The sequence below is a fragment of the Devosia sp. MC1541 genome, from assembly GCF_012847305.1.
In the GTDB taxonomy this organism is placed as follows: domain Bacteria; phylum Pseudomonadota; class Alphaproteobacteria; order Rhizobiales; family Devosiaceae; genus Devosia.
This window is the reverse complement of the sequence record NZ_JABBDZ010000021.1, coordinates 13,601-37,149: the sequence shown is the minus strand read 5'-3', so window position 1 is coordinate 37,149 and position 23,549 is coordinate 13,601. Positions and strand designations below refer to the sequence as shown.

Here is a 23,549-nt window from a genome sequence, read left to right as displayed (position 1 = left end):
ATCTTCTGCGTGCCTCAGAACACGAAGCTTGCGCGCAATCTCACGTTGTTCCTGGTTCATGAATACCTCCTTAGCTCAACAAATGTCAGCTTATTGGAGATGTCCCGCGAGTACCGACATATCTACAGACGGCAAACGGCAGTGCCAATGGCCCTGCGCAGCGCAGTCACATCTTCTCCATTGATGGCAATTACGACATCAACGAGTGGCTGACCGTGGGCGCAAAATATGGCGCGCGTATCGGGGAAATCTCCGAAAACTGCGATCCATCGGGTTGGACACGCTCGTCCGCACACTTGGGCATTATTCGCGTGGACGCAGAAGTCGCCAAGGATTGGGATATCTTGCTTGAAGCTCGGGCTATGGCCCTGCCGGAGGCCAAGACGCTCGACCTCGGCGCCTTAGCGGCGGTCTACTATAGCGTTGATGACCATGTGAAGGTCGGCGTCGGCTACAATTTTGCTGGCTTCTCGGACGATCTGCGTGATTTGGAGCGCGATCACCAAGGCGTCTTCTTCAACATTATGGCGAAATACTAAACTCGCCCATCAAGTCGAACTCAGCTGGGCGGAGCCACACTCCGCCCAGTCAGCACGTTAGAGCGGCGCGACGGACATGCCCCTCTATCCAATAGTTCCCTATCAACATCCAACATGACTGAGCCCATCCCACGTGGTAGTGACAATCGTCGTTGCCATAGGATTGCGTTTGGGTTTGAGTGAGGGCGTGATGAGGGTTTTGGTTACGGGCAATGCCGGATTTATCGGCTATCACGTGGCGCGCCGACTTCTGGAGCGCGGCGATGCTGTTGTCGGTTTTGACGTCGTTAATGCCTACTACGACCCCAGCCTGAAAGAAGCGCGCCTTGCGCAGCTAGAGGCGCTGAGCACGCAACTCGGCGGTGATTATCGCTTTGTGCGGGGCGATCTGGCAGACCGCGCAGCGGTTGAAAGCCTGTTTGCCGACCAAAGGTTTGATCGCGTCATCCACTTAGCGGCACAGGCGGGTATTCGCTTTAGCCTTGAGGACCCGCACTCTTATGTGCAGTCGAACGTGGTTGGCTTTACCCATATTCTGGAGGCCTGCCGCCACCACAAGATTGGGCATTTAACCTATGCCTCCACGTCGTCTGTCTATGGCGGCAACGCCAAAATGCCATTCTCCGAACACGACGGGGCAGACCATCCGCTTCAGATCTATGCGGCCACCAAGCGCGCCAATGAGCTGATGGCGCACTCTTACGCGCATCTGTTTGGCCTCCCGACAACCGGTCTGCGGTTCTTCACCGTCTATGGCCCTTGGGGGCGGCCAGATATGGCGCTGTTCAAGTTCACCCGCAATATTCTGGCAGGCGAGCCCATCGACGTTTACAATTTTGGCAATCACACGCGCGATTTCACCTATATCGACGACATAGTCGAAGGCGTCATTCGCGCTTCCGATACACCCGCCCAAGCCAATCCCGATTGGCGCGCTGAGGATCCCGATCCGGCCAGTTCAAACGCGCCCTATCGGATTTTCAACATCGGCAATTCCGAGCCAGTAAAACTCGCGGCCTATATTGATGCGCTTGAAGCGGCGCTGGGTAAAAAGGCCATGCGGAACCTGCTGCCCCTGCAGTCTGGCGACATGGCGGACACGTCCTCCGACACCTCTGAGTTGACCAAGGCCACAGGCTACGCCCCACAAATGCCGGTGACTGAAGGCGTGGCCCGCTATGTAGAGTGGTATCGCGCCTTCTATCGCGTCTGAACCTCCCACAGCGCAGACGAAGAGCCCCGCCACAGTTGTGACGGGGTTCTCATGATCGGCAGTTACTTCATCGTCGGCATTTGAAACTCTGCGCCGTCCTTAATGCCGCTTGGCCAACGGGCGGTGACGGTCTTGGTGCGCGTCCAAAACTTGATCGAATCCATGCCGTGCTGATTGAGGTCGCCAAAGGCGCTCGCCTTCCAGCCACCAAAACTGTGGTAAGCCAGCGGCACCGGCACTGGCACGTTGATGCCGACCATGCCGATATTGACCCGTGCCGCAAAATCGCGCGCTGCATCACCGTCACGGGTGAAGATCGCCGTGCCATTGCCATAGGGATTGTCGACGACAAGCTGGAGCGCATCTTCATAGCTTGGGGAGCGGACGACGCTCAGCACAGGCCCAAAGATCTCTTCCTTATAAATGTTCATCTCGGGCGTGACGCGGTCAAACAGGGTCGGGCCGACGAAATAGCCATTTTCATAGCCCTGCAATGACAGGCCGCGACCATCGACGACGAGCTCTGCGCCTTGCTCGACACCGGAGGTGATCAACGACTTGATACGCTCCTGCGAGGCTTTGGTGATCACCGGGCCCATTTCGCTTGATGCGTCAGTGGCCGGACCAACTTTGAGCTTTTCGATCCGTGGCTTGAGCGCCTGGATAATGGCGTCGGCAGTACCGTCACCAACTGGAACGGCCACCGAAACAGCCATGCAGCGTTCGCCTGCCGAGCCGTAGCCTGCGCCCATCAGCGCATCTGCTGCCTTGTCCATGTCAGCGTCTGGCATTATGACCATGTGGTTCTTAGCGCCACCAAAGGCCTGCACGCGCTTACCATTGCTGGCCGCCGTGCCGTAGACATAGCGCGCGATGGGGGTGGAGCCGACAAAGCTAATCGCTTCAATCTTTTCATGCGCCAGAATGCCGTCCACGACAGACTTGCTACCATGCACGACGTTGAGAATGCCCTTAGGCATACCTGCTTCAATGGCGAGCTGCGCAAGACGCACTGGCACAGACGGGTCGCGTTCCGAAGGTTTAAGGATAAAGGCGTTGCCAGCGGCAATCGCCGGAGACAGCATCCAGAGCGGGATCATCGCCGGGAAATTGAACGGGGTAATGCCCGCGCCGATCCCCACCGGCTGGCGCATGGAATACATGTCGATGGCCGGGCCAGCGCCGTCTGTAAACTCACCCTTGAGGAGATGCGGTGCACCGGCAACGAACTCAGCCACTTCAAGGCCGCGCTGCACGTCACCCTTGGCGTCTTCAACCGTCTTGCCGTGCTCCGCGCTCAGCAGCTCTGCCAGCTCCTGCATATTCTGGTTGATCAGCGCCACATAATTGAAAAACACCCGAGCGCGGCGCTGCGGATTGGTTGCTGCCCACTTGCCTTGGGCTGCAGCAGCAGAAGCGACAGCGGCTTCCAGATCCGCTGGGGTCGCCAGTGCAACGCGGGCCTGCACTTCGCCGGTTGCCGGGTTGAAAACGTCCTGAAATTCGGTGCTGGTGCCTGTGGTTTCGACGCCGTCGATAAAGTGGCCAATAGTGCGCATGAGGCAGTTCCCTTGTTTTGTAGCCTAGTTGCCGCTACGAAGGGTGAATAGCAACGCCAAGTTTTCGGCATCCGTTGTGCAAAAATTGTAGTGCGAAATGAACTGGGACGACGTTCGTATCTTTCTGGCTGTGGCGCGCACGGGACAGATTTTGGGTGCAGCGCGCAGCTTGGGGCTCAATCACGCCACCGTCGCGCGTCGCCTGAGTGCGCTTGAAGATCAGCTCGGCAGCAAACTCTTCACCCGCAAAACCAATGGCTCCGAGCTTTCGAGCCATGGTGAACGCCTGCTCCCACACGCCGAGCGTATGGAAAGCGCCATGCTGGCGGCGCAAGAAGCAGCAGGCGCCGATAGCACGGTGGAGGGGACGGTGCGCGTTGGTGCGCCCGATGGTTTTGGTGTGGGTTTTCTCGCCCCCCGTTTGGGTGAATTGCTGCGCCGTCATCCGGGATTGCGCATTGAATTGGTGCCCGTGCCGCGCTCGTTCTCGCTCTCGCGCCGCGAGGCTGATGTGGCGGTAACGCTGGAGCAACCGCGCGAGGGGCGGTTGGTGGCGCGTCGCCTCACCAATTACTCTCTCGGGCTATATGCTTCCCCGACCTATCTGAGTGAATTTGGGGTGCCGCAAACGCTCGCGGATTTGGAACGCCATCAATTGGTCGGCTATGTCGACGATCTCTTGTTCACCTCATCGCTCGATTACACGGCGGAATATCTCAAGAGCTGGCGGTCAAGTCTGGCCGTTTCAACAGCAATCGGACAGACAGAGGCAGTGCGGGCCGGGGCAGGGATCGGCATCCTCCACGCCTTTATGGCGCATAACAGCGCCGATCTCGTGCCGGTTCTACCTCAGCACATTCTCAGCCGCGCCTATTGGACGGTAATGCACGAAGACCTGCGCAGCATTCGTCGTGTTGCGCTGGTCTCCGATTTTCTCAGCGAGATCGTGTCCCGCGATCGAAAGCTATTTACCCCTCACGCATAACCCAAGAACACCGCCGTATCGGGATCAATCGGAACGCCATGCTCGGCGCGGTGCGCGGCTTCCGCCCATTCCCGATCGCCCGGAGCCATAATTTGTCCCCCGCCTTCGCGCGCAGGCGCACCGCGCAGCGCCGATAGGTAAGTCAGCATGGCTTGGCCAAAAGCCTGCGCTCCAATGAACTTGGCCGGATCGATCACCATGACGAAATGGCCCATATTGCGGGGCGTACTAATATCTTCGCCGCCATACATGGGGATGAAATTGGGGTCGAGCGTCGTCCCGGTGAGAAGAGCGGAAAACAGTGTTGCGACCCCAGCGAGCCCAGCGCCCTTAAAGCCATAGCTCGCGCCGCCCAAGGGCAAAAGCATTTCCGCATCATGCGGATTGGTGGTTTCCACCCCGTTTTTATCCGCCGCAACACCGGGCGGCAGTGGTTCATCGAGTGAACGATGCAGCAGCACCCGGTTCATCGGAATGGACGATGTCGCCATGTCCAAAAACCACGGGCGCGCATTGGGTACAGGCGCGGCAAAGGCGAGCGGGTTTGTGCCGTGGAACCGTTGCGCGCCGTCGTAGAGCGCTACCATGGCGTCGGTATTGGTTGTCACAAAGGTCACAAAACCCTGCTCAGCACCGGCGATGGCATAGGCGCCCGTTGCACCAAGATGGGATGAGTGTTCAATCCCGACCCCCGCGACGCCATGCTCGCGGGCGATCTCGATCCCCGCCTTCACAGCCTCATAGGCCGAGTAGTGGCCCAAACCATTGTCGGCATCGAGGATTGCCGACGAACTAGCGGTGCGGCGCAGGGTGATGTTTGGCGCTTTGTTGATGCGCCCACCCGCCATCATCTTACAATAGTGCTCGGTAAGCCGAAAGCCGTGGCTATCAATGCCAATCATGGAGGCATGCAGCAGAGCGCGGGTTGTTGCATCCGCCGCTGCAGCAATAGCCCCTGCATCTACCAGTGCCTTGCGGACACGCGCTTCGACGTCTTTTGCTGCAACCAATATTTGCTTGTCGCTGTGCATGTTTCCCCCCGGCCAATCATCAGCAGTTTTCTGATGGTTACGCGCGCGTGCGGTGAGCGCAAGTCGGATTAGGGCGTTTTGGTCTGGCTTTGCGCACGGCGCATGTCGACAGTGCGGGTCAAGACGAATGCCAAGAGCCAAAGCGCAAACAGGCCAGTGCCCAGCATTAGCCCGTCAATCAGCACCGTATCGGTAATGCCTTCTTTCGAAAGCCAAGCCTTCACGGCCTGCAAGGCAATGCTCAGCACCGTGCCGGTGGCAAAGACTGCCAGCCCCTGCCGTCCCATAAGGCGCAACGGAGCGGCCAAACGCGAGGACGCAATCACGCGCATCTGCGGGATCGAGGCAAAAACATAAAACACCGCCAACGCATGCAAGAGACGCGGCAGGCTCAGGAAGGTCTTATCAAACCAGGTGATGTAGAAGGGCGCACCCATTTTGCTCATCGCGCTGAGCCCGGCCCGAAAGGCTTCGCCAGCCGGTGGATATTTCATGACCACAATAGTGGCGATCAGATAGGCCAAGGCCAGCACGAAAGCGACAGGATGGGCGGGAATGAACTGCTTGCCCTGCTTCATTGCCATGCCACTCAGCACCCCAATGACGAACAGCAATTGCCACGAGAACGGGTTGAAAAACCAGCCGCCGCTGTTAGGGAAGTTGGGCAGATTCAAGCGGAATTGACCGGCGATAACCCAGAGCAAGATCGAGCCCGCCAAAACCCAATAGGGGAACTTGCGTCCCAGTAAAATGATTGCCGGGGTAGACACAAGCAGCACAGCATAAAGGGGCAGAATATTGAGATAGCCGAGCTGGTGGGTCAGCAGCGGAATGCCGATCATCGTCGCCAGCGGATCGGCGAACAGCGCCTTGATGTTGTTCTTGGTCAGCAGCTCCGCCAAATCGAAATAGCGCGCTGCGAAGGCGACTATGGCAAGGCAGATGACAGTGATGCTCAGATGCACGAAATAGAGATGGCGCGCCCGCGCCCATGGGCGTGATACGGCCAACCACAGATTATTGCCGGGAGCGAATGCCGATGAATAAGCTAAGCCCGCCGCTAGGCCGGACATAAAGACGAAGGCCTCTGCTGCGTCCGAAAAGCCGAAGTTTCGATTGGTTACATATTCGTAGACTGTGCCAGGCACGTGATTGATGAAAATCATCACCAAGGCCAGCCCCCGAAAAAAGTCGAGGCGATGGTCGCGCTGTCCGGGGACGAGCCCGACAGGCGCTGGCTTGGTCGCGCCGAGATGTGACGAAACCGGCACGCCCCGCAGCAGTCGTTTATGCATTTTCAGCAGTCAGTTCGACCACCGCAGGCGCGACCGACACTGGTTGCGGCTTGCTCCACTGTTGCAGGATGCGCTTATTCTCCGCGATCACCGGCACCACTTGGCGCTCCGTGACAATGGAGAAAATGTTCTTCATCAGCGGGCTCGAAGCCGAATGAGAGGTCAGGCGAATAATCAGCGGCGCCAATACGGCCGGAACCGTTACGGGCAAGAGCCACAGCACAAACGCTGGCGCTTCGACCATCGTGAAACCGATGGTGATAACACCCACCAGCATGATCCACCAGCTCGCGCCGATAGCCGTTTTCATCGGAACCACTTGCGCGTCGCGCTCGGTTGCTGGCCAACCACCGTCGAGGCCGAGGAAAATCTGGATAACCGCACGGGTTTGAAACGCCAGCAGGATCGGCGCCATAATCGTCGAGATGACGATCTCACCCAAGGTCGAGAGCAAAACGCGCGCGGTGCCGCCAAACTGAGCATTGGTGCCGTCAAATGCGCCGCGTAATGCGATGGCTAGTTTTGGCAGAAGCAAAACCGCAGCAACGCCAACGCCCAAAATCCACGGCGCAAACTGCAAGCGTTCGCCCGGTGAGTCTGGATAGGCAGTTGCCAGAAGACTGGTGATCATTAGCGCCAGCCAGATCGGGGAGGCGAGGTAGGCCATAATGCCCTGCAACAGCGTGAAGCGGTTCCAAAACTTCAGTTTTGGTGCCGCGAGCACTTTGTGGTGCTGCAGATTGCCCTGACACCAGCGACGGTCGCGTTTGGCGTATTCAATTAGGTTTTCCGGGCCATGTTCGTAAGAGCCGGGAATGGCCGGATCCATACGGACTTTCCAGCCACCACGCGACAGCAATGCCGCCTCGACATAGTCGTGGCTTAGGATATGCCCGCCCCAAGGTGGACGGCCAGACAACACCGGTAGGCCGCAGCATTGCGCAAAGGCACGGACACGCACGATGGCATTGTGGCCCCAATAAGGACCCTCATCGCCCTGCGCCAAAGCCGCGCCACGAGCAAAGAAGGGCGATAGATAGGCGGCGGAGAACGCCATCATGCGGCCAAAGAGGCTGTCGGCATTGATCACGGTCGGCACGGTCTGCAACAGACCCAAGCGCGGATCATTGTCCATGCGCTCGGCCAGCGCGATCAGCGTCTTGCCTTCCATCAGACTGTCCGCATCCAGGATCACAGCATAATCATATGCCGCGCCAGAATTGCGCACAAAGTCTTCGATATTGCCCGCTTTGCGGCCCGTATTGCGCTCGCGGCGGCGATAGAAAATGCGCGCTTCCGCTTCTGGCTCGCGCGTCAACAGCTCGAACGCATCGATCTCTTGGGCCGCGACCTCAAGATTGGTCGTGTCCGAGAGGATTGCAAAGTCAAAACGGCTGGCGACGCCGAGCGCCACGATCTCGCGGTTCATCGCCGCAATACGCGCGAAGGTCTCGACCGGGTCCTCATTGTAAATGGGAATGAGAACCACGGTTTTGCCGGTTGGCAGCGTTGGCACGCAGGTGATCATGGTTTTGGACGCAAACGCGCCAATTACGCCGACGAGCCCACCAAACACCAACCAGAATGTGGCGATAAACAGCAAGCCGGCGCGCAAAAAGTCGAGCCAGTTTGGTTCGTCACCACCAATGATGTGCAGGAACGCCCAACCTGCGGCAATGGCCGAAACACTGGCGATAACCAGTGAGAAAGCGCGCATAATAGCGGCTCGGCGCGACGCCTGCATTCCAGCCATTAGATTGTCCACCTATCAGCCGCGCTGCCGACCGAGAAACAGGTCAACCAGAACATTGACCAGAGAGCGATCGCGTTCGAGGCGCTGCTTAGGCATCGCCATGGGGGCATCGGGCAGGCCGAAATTTGAAGAAAAAGCGTGTCGTTTCATTCTATTCCTCGCCACTGGTAGATCCACGTTTCCGTAATCGGCTCATTTCCGAGCGCTATGCTGGCTTTAAGCTCGATCAGCGGTTGGTCCGCGGTGTCGATGTCTATGACAAGACGCCAATGTTCATTGGCATCGATGCGAGAAAAAGTAGTCGAAACTATGCTCCCCGCTGAGTTCGTAACCAGAACGTTAAATTCCGTGTCTGGTTCCAGATCGGGAAGGCGACCGCCTGCGAAGTCGATCACAAATTTCCTAAGGGCCGTCGCGTTTTCAACGCCAGAAACACCGCCCATGCCTGCGCGCGTCTCCGCGACATAGGCCAGAGTGGAGTGCTTTTCGGCGTTCAGATCACCCCAAGTGAGGCGATAGCTAAACTCGCGCGAGCTTCCGGCGGTAATGGCGCCAGCGGGTATCCAGAAGGCGCCAATATTGTCGTCCGCTTCATAGCGAGCGGGGATCTCGATCAGGCGAATAGTGCCTTCGCCCCAATTGCTGATGGGCTCAACCTTGAGCGAAGGGCGGCGCTCATAATGGGCGCCAGCATCTTGATAGGTCTCAAAGTCACGACCGCGCTGATAGAGGCCAAAGGAGCGAATGGCCTTGTCCGCGAGATAGGTATTACCCAGAGTTTTGGTGTTGTTCAGCGGCCGCCAGATGACCGTGCCATCGGAAGGTTCAACCAATAGGCCGGTGCTGTCATGGACCTGCGGGCGATAGTCATCAAAGCTGATGTGGTTGGCCGCGCCAAACAAGAACATCGATGTTAAAGGCGCAATGCCCAACTCGGCAATATCGGCGCGGAAGTAGAGCCGCGCGGTCACTTCCATCACGGTCTCTTGCCGATTTTCGCCCGCGGGGCGGATGATAAAGCGATAAGCTCCGGCAACGCTTTGGCTTTCGAGGGCCGCGTATATGGTGATGCTGTCCGAGTTCTGCGGGCGTTCGAGAAAGAACTCGCTAAAGCGCGGAAATTCCTCTGGTCCATCGCGCCAGGAATTGATCAGCAAGCCACGGGCACTCAAGCCATAGATATTGTCGCGGCCGAGGGCGCGGAAATAGCTCGCACCCAAGAAAGAGACCAGCTCGTCGGCGCGGTCCGGATCATTAATCGGATGATTGAGCCGGAAGCCTGCTACGCCCGGGAACTCAGCAGTCTCGGCTTGGCTCTTCTGGTCTTCGTCAAAATAGAAGTTGAAGTCCGCGCCGGTAAAATTCATTGGGCGCGCTTGCCCGTCATTCACCTCGAAAAGGCTCACCGTCTCTTTAAACAGCCAGCCCGGCGGGAAGACATGGACCTGATAGCCATGGTCTTGCTCGGCCCAAACAGCGCGTTTGGTATTAAACTGCACGCGACGATGACCATCATAATCCAGCCCTTCATAAAAGGCGGATGAGATCAGCTTTGGTGGCGCATAGGGTGCAGCGGCCACATCGCGCATGCGTGCAGAGAAACTGTCATAATTAAATGCGAAGCTATCCGTCCCTTCTGCAGCAGCAGCGGGAGTGAGGCTTGTGGATGATAGCAAAACAGCGGAGGCGATCACCCCTTTGAGGACGGAGCGTCGTGAAATTGTGTGGGGCGTTTGAATCTTCATCTTCGGCGCGGTCGGCGTCTGCCCGTTATCCATCAATTAAAAGGAACGTCGCCAAGGCCATAAAGTTGAGTCATGGGTGTTATGCGTAAAACGCATGGCCCATGGCGCGCCGTTGCGACCAAAACTGGGGTCGTGTAACGCGCTTGATTTGGGGCGAAATGATGGTGCAGCAACGCAGTTAACGCGTGATTTTTTACGGGTCGTTGTCTGTATCGAGCGTGATGCAGTGGCTGTGCGGCCAAAGTTGTGCACACCTAGAATGTTTGATGATGCAACCGAAAAGCCCGCCGACGATTTACCCGCAATAATCGATGGTAGGCCTATGAGAACTAACGGTAAGCGCATCCTGATTGTTGAGGATGATCAAACACTAGCAATCACTCTAAGAGATGCCTTCCGGGCAGAGGGAGCAGTGGTCCTTGGGCCTGCTCCGACAGTATTCTATGCCAGACATCTGATCGGACGGCGCGGGATAGACTGTGCGGTTATCAGTTCCGATCTTCCCGGTGATGAGGGCGAGCATTTTGTCACCCAGTTGGCGTCTTCTGGCACGCCGATCATAACACTCTCGCGCCATGCAAACGCGCATGCCCGCGCCCAAAAAGCCTTCGTGCGCCCGGTGGAAGCCAGCACTGTGGTTGATTCTGTTGCGGCGCTCCTCACAGTGTACCCAGACGATAACAACCTATTGAGCTCAAGAGTGAGCGGGCCGTGAAGGCTTTGGGGTTAGACGACAACCCGCATATGCGGGTTGTGCGTATCTGGACCGAGGCTATGCGGCGCCAAGCCGATGAGCAAACGCAGGAATTCCTGTGAGATAGGCGGGGGAAAACCCGCCAACCGCTTTCAATCCGCCAATATCAGTGAGTGCCACGCGCGATCCTTGCGTTGAGATCAATTTGCGTCGTCGCAATTCTTGCAGTGTCCGGTTCACATGCACGGCGGACAAGCCAAGATAGTGCCCCAGCTCTGCTTGGGTCAGGCTGAAGGTGAACTGGTGGTTCTCTGACAGGCCCATGCGCCCGAGGCGATAGTCGATCTCGCAGAGGAAATGCGCCATCCGCTCGAGCGCGCTGCGGCAGCCGAGCGACAACACCAGTTCCTCGGTCATCGCATTATCAATTGTTAAGTGTGCGAGAAGCGCTGAGAGGATCCGGGGGCGTAGCTCTATCAGCGCCGTCAGTCGGTCGAGGTCTGTGGTCAACACCGTCGAGCGCACCATCGCCACCTGTGTTGTCATCGGCTTGAGGCCGGTGACAAGGCTATAATTACACACATCTCCGGGCAGGATCATGCCCAACAGCTGCCGACGCCCTTCCGGGGTGCGGTTCTCGCGGCAAAGAATGCCCGCTGCGACAATGCTAAAGGACTGATTGTCTTCAAACCTGTCGTGAGGGGCAAGACTCTGCTTGCTCCACGGCAGTTGCGCTAAAGCCAGAGTATCAGTGCGGTCCAAAAGGCCGGTGCTGGTAAAACGACGAAAGAGCGGGGGATCTTTCGGGCGGGTGTTAATCTCAGAGGCGGAGAGCCCCATCATGCTAATCCTTCCGGGACTTTCGCGTGTTGATCCAGTCCCTGATTGTCTAAGTGGCAAGGCCTAACGAGCGATCACATGCTGCGTTGGCGTGAGGGTCCTGCGCTACTGGCCCATCCCTTCCCAAGGGGCTGGTGAGGCAGGTGCTTTAAAAGTGGGCGTGCAGGTGTGCGATGTCAGTTGTGGGAGCGATCCGCAGGCCGCGCGGTTCCGCGCCACAGACGCTGCAAAGCGTTCCGCATCGTGGCAGAAGTTGGCGACATCTTGCGCCAAGCCGTCTCGGTGGGAGGGTAAACGCAGTACCATGCTCTCACTTTCGCTTGTTGTTTCAGCGCCAATGCGCTGAGAAACAACGGCAATCAGTGGGAGTAGTTCCTGCTGTTTGGGTAGATTAAGTCATCGCGCGCCAAGTTGAATTGGCGCGCTGGCTTAAGTGTCTGACAGGGTGGAAATTGGAATTTCTACCAGGATTGGATGCGTATAACTTTTACCACGAGAACGCGGGGCCGTTTGTTCTTGCGCCGAGCAGGAACACGTCGGACATCAGGCGCAGCGGGGCCGCGTCGACATCGCTTTCGTGCTGATCCAACAGATCAGCAAAGCGATCATAAATTCCGGCATACTCAGCGTCGCCATGCTCCAAGATCAACTGGCCATTGACGATCAATCGTCGCCCGCCGCCTTCAAGCTTGATGTCATTGCCAGTGCCAGTAACGACATGGACCGTCCAAATCTCACCGCTCTCTTCGAGCCAATTGAACCCAGCGCTCAGCGCAGGCTTGTGCGCTTGGCCCGATTTGAAGCCGATTTCAACATCGACAGGGGTCATCTTATTGGCCGGGAAGGTGAGGTTGGCGCTCTCGACGAACACGGGGAAGGGCATGATCTTGGTGAAAATCGAAAAGGCATTGATGCCCGGATCGCAGACACCAAACCCGCCTGGCTCCCAAACCCAATCCTGACCAGGGTGCCACTTGCGCACGCTTTCGCGCCAATCGATGCGCACGGACTTTACGCCCTGCTCCGCCAACAGCGCTTTGGTCCGATCAACGGCAGCATTGTATTGGCTGTGCCAGGTTTGAAACAACACGCGATCGAGCCGCTTAGCGTGGGCGATGAGATCATCAAGCTCGGAAATCGTCGTGGTCGGCGGCTTTTCCATCATCACGTCTTTGCCCGCGTCGAGCGCTTCGCGCACCAGCGTGTGGCGAACGCCCGGTGGCGTGCAAATCGAGACCAGGCCAATTTCGGGCATGGCGGCATAGAGCTCGGCTGCCGTGCGGAACACCGGCAATCCGTTATGGGAAACGCCGCGTGAGGATACGGTTGCGGCAAGTTCAAAGTCTTCGGATGCGTCGATCACCGGCAAATGCTGATCGATTGCAATCTTCCCCACACCGATAACGGCGATCTTGCGCTTGCCCATAATGAAACTCCTCTCAGCAGCGCTGGCTATAGAGCAGAGGTCCGCACACCCTGCCAAGCAAAAATCAGCAAAAGTATGATTTTCTTTGCCTATCGAATAAGGATGGCGCGGAAATCATTCACATTGGTGCCCGTTGGCCCGGTGACGAACAAATCGCCTATGGCTTCAAAGGCCGTATAGGCGTCGTTATTGGCGAGATAGGCCAGAGGATCGATGCCCGCCGCGCGCATGCGGCTGGCGCTGGTTCCGTCGACAAATGCCCCGGCATTGTCCTCGGAGCCGTCGATACCGTCCGTATCCGCCGCCAAGGCCGTGACGCCTGCAACGCCATCAAGTTCAATCGCCAGCGAGAGCAGGAACTCGCCATTCCGTCCGCCGCGGCCCTTGCCGCGCAGAGTGACAGTAGTCTCCCCGCCGGAGAGCAAAATCACCGGCTTATTAAATGGCCGATTGCGCACCGCGACTTCTTTGGCCAGTGCTGCATGAACCCGCGCCACCTCGCGCGCCTCACCTTCAATGGCGTCGGACAAAATTGCGCTTTCTACCCCGCGCTGTCGCGCCAATGCCGCCGCAGCCTCAAGTGATAATGCGGCAGACGCAATGGTAGCGCTGGTGTTGCGCGCAAAAACTGCCTCGTCCGGTTGTGGTGCTAGATTCTCGTCCGACGCCAAAAGCGTTGTCGCTGCCGCCGGGAGGTCGAGCCGATACAGCTCCACGAGCCGACGCGCATCGGCGCGGGTGCCTTTGAGGGGGAGCGTCGGCCCTGAGGCAACGAGCGCCGGATCATCACCCGGCACATCCGAGACGACAAGCGTGACCACTTTTGCTGGATAGGCTGCCTGTGCAAGTCGCCCGCCTTTTATGGTCGAGAACTGATTGCGCACCAAATTCATCACCCCGATCGGCGCCCCTGATGCCAGCAGCTGCCGATTGATTTCTTGCTCGTCTTCAAAGCTCAGCCCCTCCGCTGGGGCCGGGAGGAGCGAGGAACCGCCGCCGGAAATCAGCGCGATCACCAAATCATCCGCGCTCAGGCCAGCCACCATATCGACAATCCGCTTGGCCGCTGCGAGCCCTGCTGCATCCGGCACGGGATGCGCCGCCTCAACAATCTCGATGCGTTCACAGGCTTGCCCATAGCCATAACGGGTCACCACCAAACCTTCGATTGGTCCCGTCCAAGCCTTCTCCAGCGCTGCCGCCATTTGCGCTGAAGCCTTTCCGGCCCCAATCACCAAAGTGCGCCCCTTGGGCTGAGCGGGCAAAAAGCGGGTCACCGCCAGTTCCGGCTGCGCTTTGGCGACAGCCTCATCGAACAGGGCGTTAAGCAAGGCACGGTGCATGGGGGATAACTTTTTAAATCGAAGGACAGAAGGGAAAGTGTTGGTCGAATACTGCGCGAAATATTCGACCAGTGCATTCGACTTGTCAAAGCCCGGTCACATAGGTGCAATATTGCGCCGCAAGGAGTTTCGATGGCGCAAAGATTCGCACTGTATTACGCCCCGGCCGTGACCTCCCCGCTGTGGGAGCGTGCTGCGATTTGGTTAGGGCGCGATGCCGCCAATGGCAGTCTCTATGATGGCGCAGTGGCAGGTATCCCGCGCGATCGCCTTCTCAACGTCACCCAATCTGCCGGTCGATATGGGTTTCACGCCACCATCAAAGCGCCTATGGCTTTGGCCGAAGGTAAAAGCGAAACGCAACTGCGCGACGCTCTGGCCGCGTTTTGCGACAACCGGGAGGCCATTGATCTTGGACCTCTCAGGGTCTCAAACCATTTTGGCGTTTTGGCTCTAACGCCGGTCAATCCGACCGCTGCTCAGGAATTCGCTGCGGAACTGGTTGAGCATTTCGAGCCCTTTCGCGCGCCGCTGACCGCGCGCGACAGAGCGCGCCGCCTACCGGGTCTTTCGCCAGTCCATGTCGAACTGCTTGATCGCTATGGCTATCCCCATGTGCTCGATCAATTCAAATTCCACATGACCCTGAGCGACCGCCTCCCGTCCGATGAGCTTGAGGAAATGGCGGTGGCGGCGGAACAATGGTTCGCTCCTGTGCTGGCCACCCCTATGCGGCTCGACCGCATGTCGATCTTTATTGAGCCCGATAATGGCCTAGCCTTCCGGCGTCATACCGATTGCGAGTTCACCGGCTGATGGTGTCTCGCGCCTCAACCAACAGCGGAGGGAAACACCCTTGAACCATCGTCCTCCCGGCGTTTTGGTGCTTGTCATTGGGCCGTCGGGCGTTGGTAAAGACACGCTCATTGCTGGCGCACGCAAAGCGCTGAAGGAAGATCGGCGCTTTAGCTTTGTGCGCCGTGTTGTGTCTCGGCCAGCGGACGCTGAGCGCGACGACTACACCGGCATGGATCCCGAGGATTTCTACGCTGCCGAACAAGCGGGCCGTTTCGCCCTCACATGGCCTGCTCATGATCTGAGCTACGGCCTCCCCATCAGCGTTGACACAGACCTTGCCTTGGGGCGCGTCGTCGTGTGCTCGATTTCCCGCCACGCGGTGCCGCAGGCCATTGCGCGGTATCCCATGTGCCGAATTGTGCAAATTTCTGCGGAGATATCACTGCGCGCTGACCGGCTCGCCAAGCAGGGTCGTGAACATCGCGATCAAATCGTGGCGCGTCTCGCTCGCGTTGGCACGCGCTTACCGGCTGATGTCACGCCAATTGTCATTGATAATTCAAATTCTATCAGTATCGGCATCCACGCGTTTCTCATGTCACTCCGCCAAATCGCCGGCGAGTGAACCTATCGCGCTGTCTTGCGTTAACCGGGCTGGTTTGGACAAGGAGTCTGCGGTGTCCCGGAACGGCCTATATTTTCTCGTTGCGCTTTTGCTTATCGCCTTGGTTGGCTTTGGAATTTACACCTACCAACAAGAGCAAGCCCGTCCAGGTATCGAGGTTCGCGTTGATGAACAGGGGATTTCGATCGATGGAAACGGCTAACCCACGTTACGACGACCGCCATGAAATGATTGCATCGGCAATCGATACCGAAATTGATCGGCAGGCGAAGTCGGGTGCTAACCGCATAGACGTCAACGCACTGGCAGAAGCGGTTGAAGACGCGATTGCGCCCACCAAGCCGAGCTTGGACGGCAAATCGCCCGGCGAACTCAACGCAACGAACGACGATTGATCTAGTAATGCCGAATGCTCATTGAGCCGGTGGCCAAGCCACCGGCCTTTATGCGTTCAGGCCTTCACTCACAGCCTTAACCGCCGCGCTACGTGCCAATTCGACCGTTGGGAACAAATGCCCATCGATAGCGAAGGCGGGTAGCTTCACCGCGACAAACTTGAAGCCTTCTGAAACCGGCACGACAACGCCCTGCGGTTCACCAGAAACCTCTATAACGATTGGCTTGAGCCGAACGGCTCTTGAAAGACTATTTTCCTGCATTGTGGAATCTCCACCTGCGTGCCGTTTCCCCGGCGCATGATCAAAAGATCTGCACCAAGACAAGCTACGCGGGTTCTATCGAAGGTTTGAGACGAGTGTGTGACGGATGATCACATTCGTTTCGAGCGACAGGACCCTTGCCAGCGTTTGGCTACATGTTTGCAGGTTACTACGGTCGTAAACACGGCGCGGATAGTGAAGGTCATCGATGTCGGCATCGTCGTTCCTCTCCTAGCGAGTGTTGGACACGGCTATCGTCCGCTAATGCGGCGCAGTGAAGGCAATTTAGGCTAGGCCTATTAATTTTCCTAGTACTGCTTTGTGCGGATATGGCCAAAAACATAAAAAACCATACCAAAGCAATGAGATTACTGAGGGATTCGGCCTCAACAACGCGTCAGCTCCATCAGATTGCTTGCGCGCTTGGTCACAATCTGGTGTTCTCAGCGTCCGCCGCAATGTCCATTGCTGTTCGACCATTAAGAGGTTCATTTCGTGTCAGATGACGACCAAGCGCCAGTTGCTCGCAGCAAGCGCGGCGTGAAGCCCAGCGGCAAACCGACACTCAAAACCATCGCCGAAATGACTGGCCTGGCCGTCACCACCATTTCGCGGGCGCTCAACAATGCCCCAGAGTTGGCGCAGGATACGCGCGAGCGCGTGCAAAAAATTGCTGCCGAAATTGGCTATCTGCCAGACCGGGCAGCACTTCGTTTGAAGACGGGGCGTACCAATGTCGTCGCGCTGATTTTGGAGCCGGAAGAGACCATTTATGGTTTCGGCACAAACTTGGTTTCAGGCATTACTGAAGCCTTGCGCGACACGCCCTATCATCTCGTCATCACGCCTTTATTCCGCAATGTCGATCCGATCGTTCCGGTGCAGCATATCGTGCGCAACCGTATGGCCGACGGGGTGATCTTTTCGCGGGCAGAGCCCAACGATGAGCGCATTCGCTACCTAATGGAGGAGAACTTCCCCTTTGCCGTCCACGGCCGCAGCGCCTTTTCCGAGCCTCACCCCTTCGTCGATTTCGACAACGAGGCCTATGCCTATCACGCCACCAAGCGCTTGGCGGCGAAGGGCTGTAAAAAGGTGTCGATCGTCCTTCCAGACAGTGCGCTGACCTATACTGAACACCTTAAATCCGGTGTTCTGCGCGGCGCTCAAGAAGCCGGTATCGAGGCTGAGTTCGCGGCTGACGTGAACCTGAGCAGTCATTCCGATGCCATGCGCAGCTATATTATCAAGCGTGCGCAGCGCCCGAACCCACCCGATGGCTATGTTTGCGCTTCTGAGCTCTCAGCGCTTGCCATTATTGGTGGATTGACCGACGCCGGCCACACGCTTGGCGATGACGTTCACGTCGTCACCAAGCAGTCCTCATTCATGTTTATGCAGTTCCAGCCGCAGGCCGAAACCGTGCCGGAGGACTTTGTCCACGCCGGTCGCGAGCTCGGTCAGATCCTCCTGCGCCGTATCAACGGGGAGCAGGAGAACCTGACGCATCTGCAAGAGCTGCGTATTCCCTGGCTTTAGCCTTCGATTTCCTCGCGCAGCATTTCAAGCTCCAGCCATTGCTCTTCGGCCTTGGCCTTCTTGGTTTCCAGCGCTGCTAGGGCGTTGGTCTGGCTGGCAAAGCCGTTTGGGTCGCGCACGTAGAAATTGGCGTCAGCGAGCTTCGCATTGACTGCTTTGATCTCAGCGTCGAGCTTTTCGATATCCTTGGGCAAGGATTCGAGCGCGTGCTTTTCCTTAAAGCTCATCTTGCGCTTGGCGGGCTGGGCAGCTGCGGCTGCGGCTTCAGCCTTGCGCTTTTCGGCCTTGGACGCTTTTTCGACGACGCGGGCTGAAACCCCTGCGCCGCGCTGACTGACCATGTCCGAATAGCCACCGGCATATTCAGTCCAGTCGCCGTTACCCTCGGCCATAATGACGGAGGTGGCGACGCGATCGAGGAAGTCACGGTCGTGGCTCACAACCACCACGGTCCCGGCATAGTCCGAAACCATTTCTTCTAAGAGATCGAGCGTTTCGAGATCGAGATCGTTGGTCGGTTCGTCGAGCACGAGGAAGTTTGAGGGCAGGGACAACGCACGGGCTAGGGCAACGCGGGCGCGTTCGCCACCCGAGAGCTTGCCGATTGGCGTATTGGCCTGTTCCGGGGTGAACAGAAAGTCTTTCATATAGCCAACCACGTGCTTGGGTTCGCCATTGATATGGATGGTGTCGCTGCCGCCGCCGGTCAGCGCATCGCGCAGACGCGTTTCGGGCTCGAGCTTGGCGCGGCCCTGATCGAGCATTGCCAGCTCAATGGCGGAGCCAAGTTTGATCGTGCCGGTATCAGGCTCAAGCAAGCCGGTCAGCATTTTGATCAGCGTCGTCTTGCCCGCGCCATTCGGCCCAACAATACCCACGCGATCACCACGCAGAACGCGTGTCGAGAACTCTCGCACTACCGTGCGCTCGCCAAAGCTCTTGCTCACCATGTCGGCTTCGGCAACCAAAGCGCCAGAGGTGCGGCCTTCGCTCACGGCCAGGGTCACGCTGCCCTGCACCTTGCGCTGATCGCGACGATCCTGACGCAGGCCGGAGAGGCGTTCAAGGCGACCCACATTGCGCTTGCGGCGCGCCGTCACGCCATAGCGCAGCCAATGCTCTTCGCGGACAATCTGGCGGTCGAGCTTGTGACGCTCTTTTTCTTCGTTTTCGAGCACTTCGTCGCGCCAGCCTTCAAAGGCCGAAAAGCCCTTTTCAATGCGGCGCGTGAGACCACGGTCAAGCCAAACAGTGGAGCGGGTGAGGTCCGAAAGGAAACGACGGTCGTGGCTGATCAAGACGAGGGCCGAGCGCATTGAGCTCAACTCATCCTGCAGCCATTCGATCACTGGCAGGTCCAAATGGTTGGTTGGTTCGTCCAGCAGCAGCACATCGGGCTGGGGTGCCAAGACGCGCGCAAGCGCGGCGCGACGGCCTTCGCCCCCGGACAGCGTGCTGGGGTCTTCTTGGCCGGTCATGCCGAGCGCATCGAGCAAATATTGCGCGCGATAGGAATCATCGCCCGGCGCAAGACCAGCTTCAACATAAGCCAGCGTCGTCGCATAACCTTTGAGGTCCGGCTCCTGCGCCAAATAGCGAATGGTGGCGCTTGGCTCTGCAAAGCGCTTGCCGCCGTCGTGCTGAATAAGACCCGCTGCGATTTTCAAGAGTGTCGACTTGCCCGAACCATTGCGGCCGACAAGCGCGATCCTCTGGCCTGGGGACACAATCAGCTCTGCACTTTCTAGCAGTTGCGTACCGCCAAAAGTGAGGGAGATGTCCTGAAGCGAGAGAAGGGGAGGCTGGGCCATTGTGTCGTCCGGTATTGTTCAATCGCGCATAGACCACAGGGCCGATGGCTAATCAATCACGCTAAAAAGGAAAAGGCCGGTCAGGACGTTGAGGATCCTAACCGGCCGGGGAGACGGCAGCAGCAAGCCCCGTCATTTTGGCGCTGCCCCAAGGCCCCAAGGGGAGCGCCATGCCCCCAATCAACCATGCATAAACATGATTGTCAAACTCATATTTGATTTTCAGATCATTCCGCCGGAATAGCGTTGACGATTTCGCCGTCTTCCGTGGCGTTCACAGCCTCTGTCGTTGAAAGGCCAAGTCGTTCGCGAATAGAGCGTTTACGCGCTGCCAGGTTGGCGATTGTGTGCTTGTCCAAAACGTCAAAGAAGGCGCCAAGGGCTTCCCGCAATGCGCCATTGAGATCGCATTCGCCGATCAGCGGGCAATCCGCGCCTTCCTCGAAGCATTCCGCCAGTGCGAAATTTTCTTCGGTCAGACGAATGGTCTGCAGCAGGGTGATTTGATCCGCTGGTTTGCCCAGCTTAATGCCGCCGTGACGACCGCGCACGGTCTGCAGCAGTCCTGCTTCGACCAATGGCTTGATCAGTTTGAACAGGAACAGCTCAGAAATTCCATATGCACGAGCTATTTCTGCAACCCTACTGAGGCCTGGCTCGTTAACCGCACAGTAAACGAGTGTGCGAATGGCGTAGTTGGATTGGCGGGTAAGTCTCACGGATGGTCTTCCTTAGGGTCTACCTCTGGCGTCGAGGTGTAACACTCCACCCAGATTATAACCATTCTAAGAAATGTCAACATTTGTTGAGCGGGTTCGTCAGGATAAAAAACCACTGATAGGGCTTTTTTAACGCAACCAAAATGCCGTCACGCACGTTTATATTCGTAACAGGAACTTAAATGCCGTAGGAGGTATGAGTGGAAAAGACGGTTACGCGAGCTCTGCTCAGCGATCGCGCTGTCCAAGCAACGGGTTGCTCTCGTCAGGACGCCAGCACTTTGGTTGATCGCCTTCTTGAAATCGTGGGTGAAGAGCTCAGCATTGGCGAGACCGTCAAGTTGACCGGCTTCGGTACGCTGCAGGTGCGTTCGCGTGCCGAGCGCGTTGGTCGCAATCCGCGCACAGGGGTTGAGCATCCAATTGCTCCCCACCAGACAGTCGTGTTTATTCCGAGCGCGCGCTTGCGCGACGCGTTGGATGATCTTGCCGGTGAGAAATCCTAACTCTTAGAAATATCGTCTATAGAGAGCCAGTTCAGCGGCGCCTATTGCGGAAGCAAGGGCGCCGTTTTTGCCTGCGCTGACGCGCGGCGGTACAAAGCGACGAACCGGCAGGCTCTCGAGACATGTTTGTACCTCGGTTGCCAGTCTCTGGCTCAGTTCGCGGCTGAGTGAGCTATCAATGATCACCAAAGGCGTTTCCAACACGGTCACCGTGTTGAAGATGACGCTCGCCATGGCGCGCGCGCTGGCGGCGATCCAGGTGTTGAGCTGCTCTTCATATCCTTCACCGGTCCACTCAGGCGGGAAGGGTGCAAAAATCTCATTGCCACCAATGGTTTTGCGCAAAGCCAGAAGCGAGGCGGTATAGTGGGCCTCAAGTGGTCCGCCGCCTTCTGGATGCACGAGCATCGAGCCTAAATCGGCACCATGTCCCGTCGGGCCTTCCCAAAGTTCGCCATCCCCGACAATGCCGGCGGCGAGAAAGTCGCTGGCGAGCAGGTAGACAATGCTGGCCGGGCGTGGCGTCGACAGCGCGATCAGTTCGCTCCAGCACGCAGCATTGCCGTCATTAAAGACCGTTATGTCCAAAGGGGTTTTGCGCGCCAGCTCAGCCTTGGGGTTGATCTCGCGCCAGAGCGCGATTTGCTCTTCCGGTGCATAAAGCTCGCTCATCCCCCCACCCAAATCGGCGGGGATCGCGAGGCCAACATCGAGCACTTTCTTTCGCCGTTGCGGCGGCAGCGCCCCGAGGGTTTCCTCAATGCGCTCGCCAATCCAATCGAGCAGGCTATGCGCATCGGGATAGGCGTAGGTCAGAGAATGGCTCTGCACCACCTCGGCATGCAGGTTGAGCAGCAGCACCTCGGCGCGGGTCCAGCTAATCTCAACCCCAATCGCCAATCCCCCATGGGGATGGAGCGAAATAGGGGTGGCCGGTTGCCCACGCTTGCCGCGTACAGCGTCCCCCCGCATGATTAGGCCATTGTCTTCCAAGTCGAGCAGAATGGCCGAGACAGTTTGCGGGGCGAGCCCTGAAATGCGTGAAATCCCAGCGTTAGAAACCCCTGGGTTAAACCCAATAGCGCGCATGACCGTTTTGGAATTGGCCTTGCGCAGAGTGTTGTGACGCATTCCGAGCTTGGCCGGAGCAAAAACGTCACGAGTGTGTTGCTGCGATTTAAACATAAATGAGCTCGCGGAAGCGACAGAAACACCCAGCGTCTATCAAATTGGATATGGAGTTATTTCTGTAAAATACTGATTCGTAATGAAAGTTTTCCATCCTCGCAAAGCAGAGCTTTGGCCGCAAGGCCATCATTGCCCTGCTTTATCAAGGAGCTGGTGTTGATCTGTTGTTAACGTCAGTGTTGCGCCGCGGACGAGGCTGGCGAGCTGCCTAATTGTTGTCGCCGATGCTATAGGAGCAGTCACTCCGGGCTGGGCGACGAGCCAGGCAATCGCGACTTCGGCGGGTGTCGCGTCTTGTTCTGCCGCCACTTGATCGAGCGCCGCCAAAACCGCCAATCCCTTGTCATTGAGATACTGACCCATGCCGCCGCCGCGAGCCGATTGGCCAAAATCGGATGCCTTGCGATACTTGCCGGTCAAAAATCCCGCCGCCAGCCCATAGTAGACCACAGCGCCCACATTGCGCTCGAGCAGATAGGGGCGCAGCCCCTCAAATTCGGCGCGGTCATAGAGATTGTAGTGGGGTTGGCACACTTCATAGCGGGGCAGGGCGAGGGACTTCGCGCGCCCGTCGGCGTCGGCCAGCATCTCTGCCGTATAATTGGAGGCACCAATGGTGCGCACTTTGCCCGCCCCAAACAGGCGATCATAGGCCTCCAGCGTTTCATCGTGAGGCGTGTCCGCATCGGGCCAATGGCTAAAGTAAAGGTCAATATAGTCGGTCTGCAGGCGCTGCAGCGACGCCTCAACCCCTGCCATAATAGCATCGCGCTTCAAACCGCCCGGCTGGCGGGCCGAATTGACCTTGGTGAAAAGATGGATCTGGTCGCGTCCACCTCTTGCGCTGAGCCACTTGCCAATAATGGTCTCGCTCAGGCCTGGCGGATTGCCCGGCACCCAATTGGGATAGCCTTCTGCGGTGTCGATGGCGGAAAACCCCGCATCGACAAAGGCATCTAATATTGAAAAGGCGGTGGCCTCATCGACGGTCCACCCAAAAACATTGCTGCCTAAAACCAGTGGCATAATAGAAATGCCGCTGCGGCCTAAGTCACGCGCACTCATGCTGCCCTCCCGTTGGACTTGAGGCTCAGTCCACCAGCGTTTTGTCTATCCTGCTTTCAGATAGTTGGCGCGTATGTGTCATGATAATTTCTGTCGTGGCAAGGCGCTGCCGCAAGCTTATCGGTCACAAGGGTCATTGCGCAGCAAGACGATCGATCACGATGACTCGTCCCCAGACGCAATTGCGTGTTTGGAAACGGGCCAAAGGGCTGTGAC

The 23,549-nt window shown here is 57.7% G+C and carries 25 protein-coding genes; 11 read left to right on the top strand and 14 right to left on the bottom strand.

The window, feature by feature from the left end; genetic code table 11:
- From HKD40_RS17715 to HKD40_RS16425, 3 genes are all read left to right on the top strand, one after another.
- Window positions 1-213, top strand: a 213-nt coding sequence (locus HKD40_RS17715) for a hypothetical protein (RefSeq protein WP_210257140.1), incomplete at its 5' end; no start/stop codon positions are given.
- A gap of 2 nt (window positions 214-215) precedes the next feature.
- A complete protein-coding gene (locus HKD40_RS16430; RefSeq protein WP_169196866.1) occupies window positions 216-539 on the top strand; it encodes a hypothetical protein in 324 nt (107 codons plus the stop codon).
- A gap of 190 nt (window positions 540-729) precedes the next feature.
- Window positions 730-1,752 carry an NAD-dependent epimerase gene (locus HKD40_RS16425; RefSeq protein ID WP_169196865.1) on the top strand — a complete coding sequence of 341 codons (1,023 nt, stop codon included), beginning with the start codon at window positions 730-732 and terminating at the stop codon, window positions 1,750-1,752.
- Window positions 1,753-1,814: 62 nt separating this feature from the next.
- Here HKD40_RS16425 and HKD40_RS16420 read toward each other — a convergent pair whose 3' ends face one another.
- Window positions 1,815-3,311 carry a CoA-acylating methylmalonate-semialdehyde dehydrogenase gene (locus tag HKD40_RS16420; RefSeq protein WP_169196864.1) on the bottom strand — a complete coding sequence of 499 codons (1,497 nt, stop codon included), beginning with the start codon at window positions 3,309-3,311 and terminating at the stop codon, window positions 1,815-1,817.
- Window positions 3,312-3,408: 97 nt separating this feature from the next.
- Here HKD40_RS16420 and HKD40_RS16415 point away from each other — a divergent pair, with 97 nt between their 5' ends.
- Window positions 3,409-4,296 carry a LysR family transcriptional regulator gene (locus HKD40_RS16415; RefSeq protein ID WP_169196863.1) on the top strand — a complete coding sequence of 296 codons (888 nt, stop codon included), beginning with the start codon at window positions 3,409-3,411 and terminating at the stop codon, window positions 4,294-4,296.
- On the opposite strand, the gene HKD40_RS16410 is transcribed toward HKD40_RS16415, so the two are convergent.
- From HKD40_RS16410 to HKD40_RS16395, 5 genes are all read right to left on the bottom strand, one after another.
- On the bottom strand, window positions 4,287-5,327 hold the full coding sequence (locus HKD40_RS16410; protein WP_169196862.1) for an Ldh family oxidoreductase: 1,041 nt from the start codon (window positions 5,325-5,327) through the stop codon (window positions 4,287-4,289). The two genes, HKD40_RS16415 and HKD40_RS16410, sit on opposite strands and share 10 nt — an antisense overlap.
- A gap of 68 nt (window positions 5,328-5,395) precedes the next feature.
- Window positions 5,396-6,622, bottom strand: a complete 1,227-nt coding sequence (locus HKD40_RS16405) for an OpgC domain-containing protein (protein WP_169196861.1) — start codon at window positions 6,620-6,622, stop codon at window positions 5,396-5,398.
- Window positions 6,615-8,375, bottom strand: coding sequence for a glucans biosynthesis glucosyltransferase MdoH (gene mdoH / locus HKD40_RS16400; protein WP_248306113.1), 1,761 nt, complete (start codon window positions 8,373-8,375; stop codon window positions 6,615-6,617). Before mdoH ends, HKD40_RS16405 begins: the two co-directional genes overlap by 8 nt.
- A 15-nt stretch (window positions 8,376-8,390) precedes the next feature.
- Window positions 8,391-8,525, bottom strand: coding sequence for a hypothetical protein (locus HKD40_RS18100; protein WP_282567609.1), 135 nt, complete (start codon window positions 8,523-8,525; stop codon window positions 8,391-8,393).
- Window positions 8,522-10,120 (bottom strand): glucan biosynthesis protein G, encoded by a 1,599-nt coding sequence (locus tag HKD40_RS16395; protein WP_169196860.1) that lies wholly within the window; start codon window positions 10,118-10,120, stop codon window positions 8,522-8,524. The genes HKD40_RS18100 and HKD40_RS16395 overlap by 4 nt, the downstream gene beginning before the upstream one ends.
- 259 nt (window positions 10,121-10,379) lie before the next feature.
- On the opposite strand from HKD40_RS16395, the gene HKD40_RS16390 reads away from it, so the two are divergent.
- Window positions 10,380-10,835 (top strand): response regulator, encoded by a 456-nt coding sequence (locus HKD40_RS16390; RefSeq protein ID WP_169196859.1) that lies wholly within the window; start codon window positions 10,380-10,382, stop codon window positions 10,833-10,835.
- Window positions 10,836-10,892: 57 nt separating this feature from the next.
- Here HKD40_RS16390 and HKD40_RS16385 read toward each other — a convergent pair whose 3' ends face one another.
- The 3 genes from HKD40_RS16385 to HKD40_RS16375 form a co-directional block, all read right to left on the bottom strand.
- Window positions 10,893-11,657: a Crp/Fnr family transcriptional regulator gene (locus tag HKD40_RS16385; protein ID WP_169196858.1), complete on the bottom strand. Its 765-nt coding sequence runs from the start codon at window positions 11,655-11,657 to the stop codon at window positions 10,893-10,895.
- A gap of 484 nt (window positions 11,658-12,141) precedes the next feature.
- On the bottom strand, window positions 12,142-13,080 hold the full coding sequence (locus HKD40_RS16380; protein WP_169196857.1) for a Gfo/Idh/MocA family oxidoreductase: 939 nt from the start codon (window positions 13,078-13,080) through the stop codon (window positions 12,142-12,144).
- Between the two features lie 89 nt (window positions 13,081-13,169).
- On the bottom strand, window positions 13,170-14,423 hold the full coding sequence (locus HKD40_RS16375; protein WP_169196856.1) for a glycerate kinase: 1,254 nt from the start codon (window positions 14,421-14,423) through the stop codon (window positions 13,170-13,172).
- Between the two features lie 132 nt (window positions 14,424-14,555).
- Between HKD40_RS16375 and HKD40_RS16370 the strand changes: the two genes are divergently transcribed.
- The 4 genes from HKD40_RS16370 to HKD40_RS16355 are packed head-to-tail and all read left to right on the top strand — an operon-like array spanning window position 14,556 to window position 16,241.
- A complete protein-coding gene (locus tag HKD40_RS16370; RefSeq protein ID WP_169196855.1) occupies window positions 14,556-15,239 on the top strand; it encodes a DUF1045 domain-containing protein in 684 nt (227 codons plus the stop codon).
- 40 nt (window positions 15,240-15,279) lie between these two features.
- Entirely contained in the window at window positions 15,280-15,846 is a 567-nt protein-coding gene (gene phnN / locus HKD40_RS16365) for a phosphonate metabolism protein/1,5-bisphosphokinase (PRPP-forming) PhnN (protein ID WP_169196854.1), read from the top strand.
- A 52-nt stretch (window positions 15,847-15,898) separates the two neighbouring features.
- A complete protein-coding gene (locus tag HKD40_RS16360; RefSeq protein ID WP_169196853.1) occupies window positions 15,899-16,048 on the top strand; it encodes a hypothetical protein in 150 nt (49 codons plus the stop codon).
- Window positions 16,035-16,241 (top strand): hypothetical protein, encoded by a 207-nt coding sequence (locus HKD40_RS16355; protein ID WP_169196852.1) that lies wholly within the window; start codon window positions 16,035-16,037, stop codon window positions 16,239-16,241. The genes HKD40_RS16360 and HKD40_RS16355 overlap by 14 nt, the downstream gene beginning before the upstream one ends.
- Window positions 16,242-16,289: 48 nt before the next feature.
- Here HKD40_RS16355 and HKD40_RS16350 read toward each other — a convergent pair whose 3' ends face one another.
- Entirely contained in the window at window positions 16,290-16,505 is a 216-nt protein-coding gene (locus tag HKD40_RS16350; protein ID WP_169196851.1) for a hypothetical protein, read from the bottom strand.
- 495 nt (window positions 16,506-17,000) lie between these two features.
- Here HKD40_RS16350 and HKD40_RS16345 point away from each other — a divergent pair, with 495 nt between their 5' ends.
- A complete protein-coding gene (locus HKD40_RS16345; protein WP_248306545.1) occupies window positions 17,001-18,044 on the top strand; it encodes a LacI family transcriptional regulator in 1,044 nt (347 codons plus the stop codon).
- Here HKD40_RS16345 and HKD40_RS16340 read toward each other — a convergent pair.
- The gene (locus HKD40_RS16340; protein WP_169196850.1) at window positions 18,041-19,855 is read right to left on the bottom strand and encodes an ATP-binding cassette domain-containing protein; all 1,815 of its coding nucleotides are present in this window, start codon (window positions 19,853-19,855) and stop codon (window positions 18,041-18,043) included. The genes HKD40_RS16345 and HKD40_RS16340 overlap by 4 nt on opposite strands.
- Before the next feature lie 227 nt (window positions 19,856-20,082).
- A complete protein-coding gene (gene rirA, locus HKD40_RS16335; RefSeq protein WP_169196849.1) occupies window positions 20,083-20,574 on the bottom strand; it encodes an iron-responsive transcriptional regulator RirA in 492 nt (163 codons plus the stop codon).
- 200 nt (window positions 20,575-20,774) lie between these two features.
- Between rirA and HKD40_RS16330 the strand changes: the two genes are divergently transcribed.
- The gene (locus HKD40_RS16330) at window positions 20,775-21,080 is read left to right on the top strand and encodes an HU family DNA-binding protein (protein WP_169196848.1); all 306 of its coding nucleotides are present in this window, start codon (window positions 20,775-20,777) and stop codon (window positions 21,078-21,080) included.
- Window positions 21,081-21,083: 3 nt separating this feature from the next.
- On the opposite strand, the gene HKD40_RS16325 is transcribed toward HKD40_RS16330, so the two are convergent.
- A complete protein-coding gene (locus tag HKD40_RS16325; protein WP_169196847.1) occupies window positions 21,084-22,265 on the bottom strand; it encodes an ROK family transcriptional regulator in 1,182 nt (393 codons plus the stop codon).
- Between the two features lie 129 nt (window positions 22,266-22,394).
- On the bottom strand, window positions 22,395-23,333 hold the full coding sequence (locus HKD40_RS16320) for an aldo/keto reductase (RefSeq protein ID WP_169196846.1): 939 nt from the start codon (window positions 23,331-23,333) through the stop codon (window positions 22,395-22,397).
- Window positions 23,334-23,549: the final 216 nt, after the last annotated feature.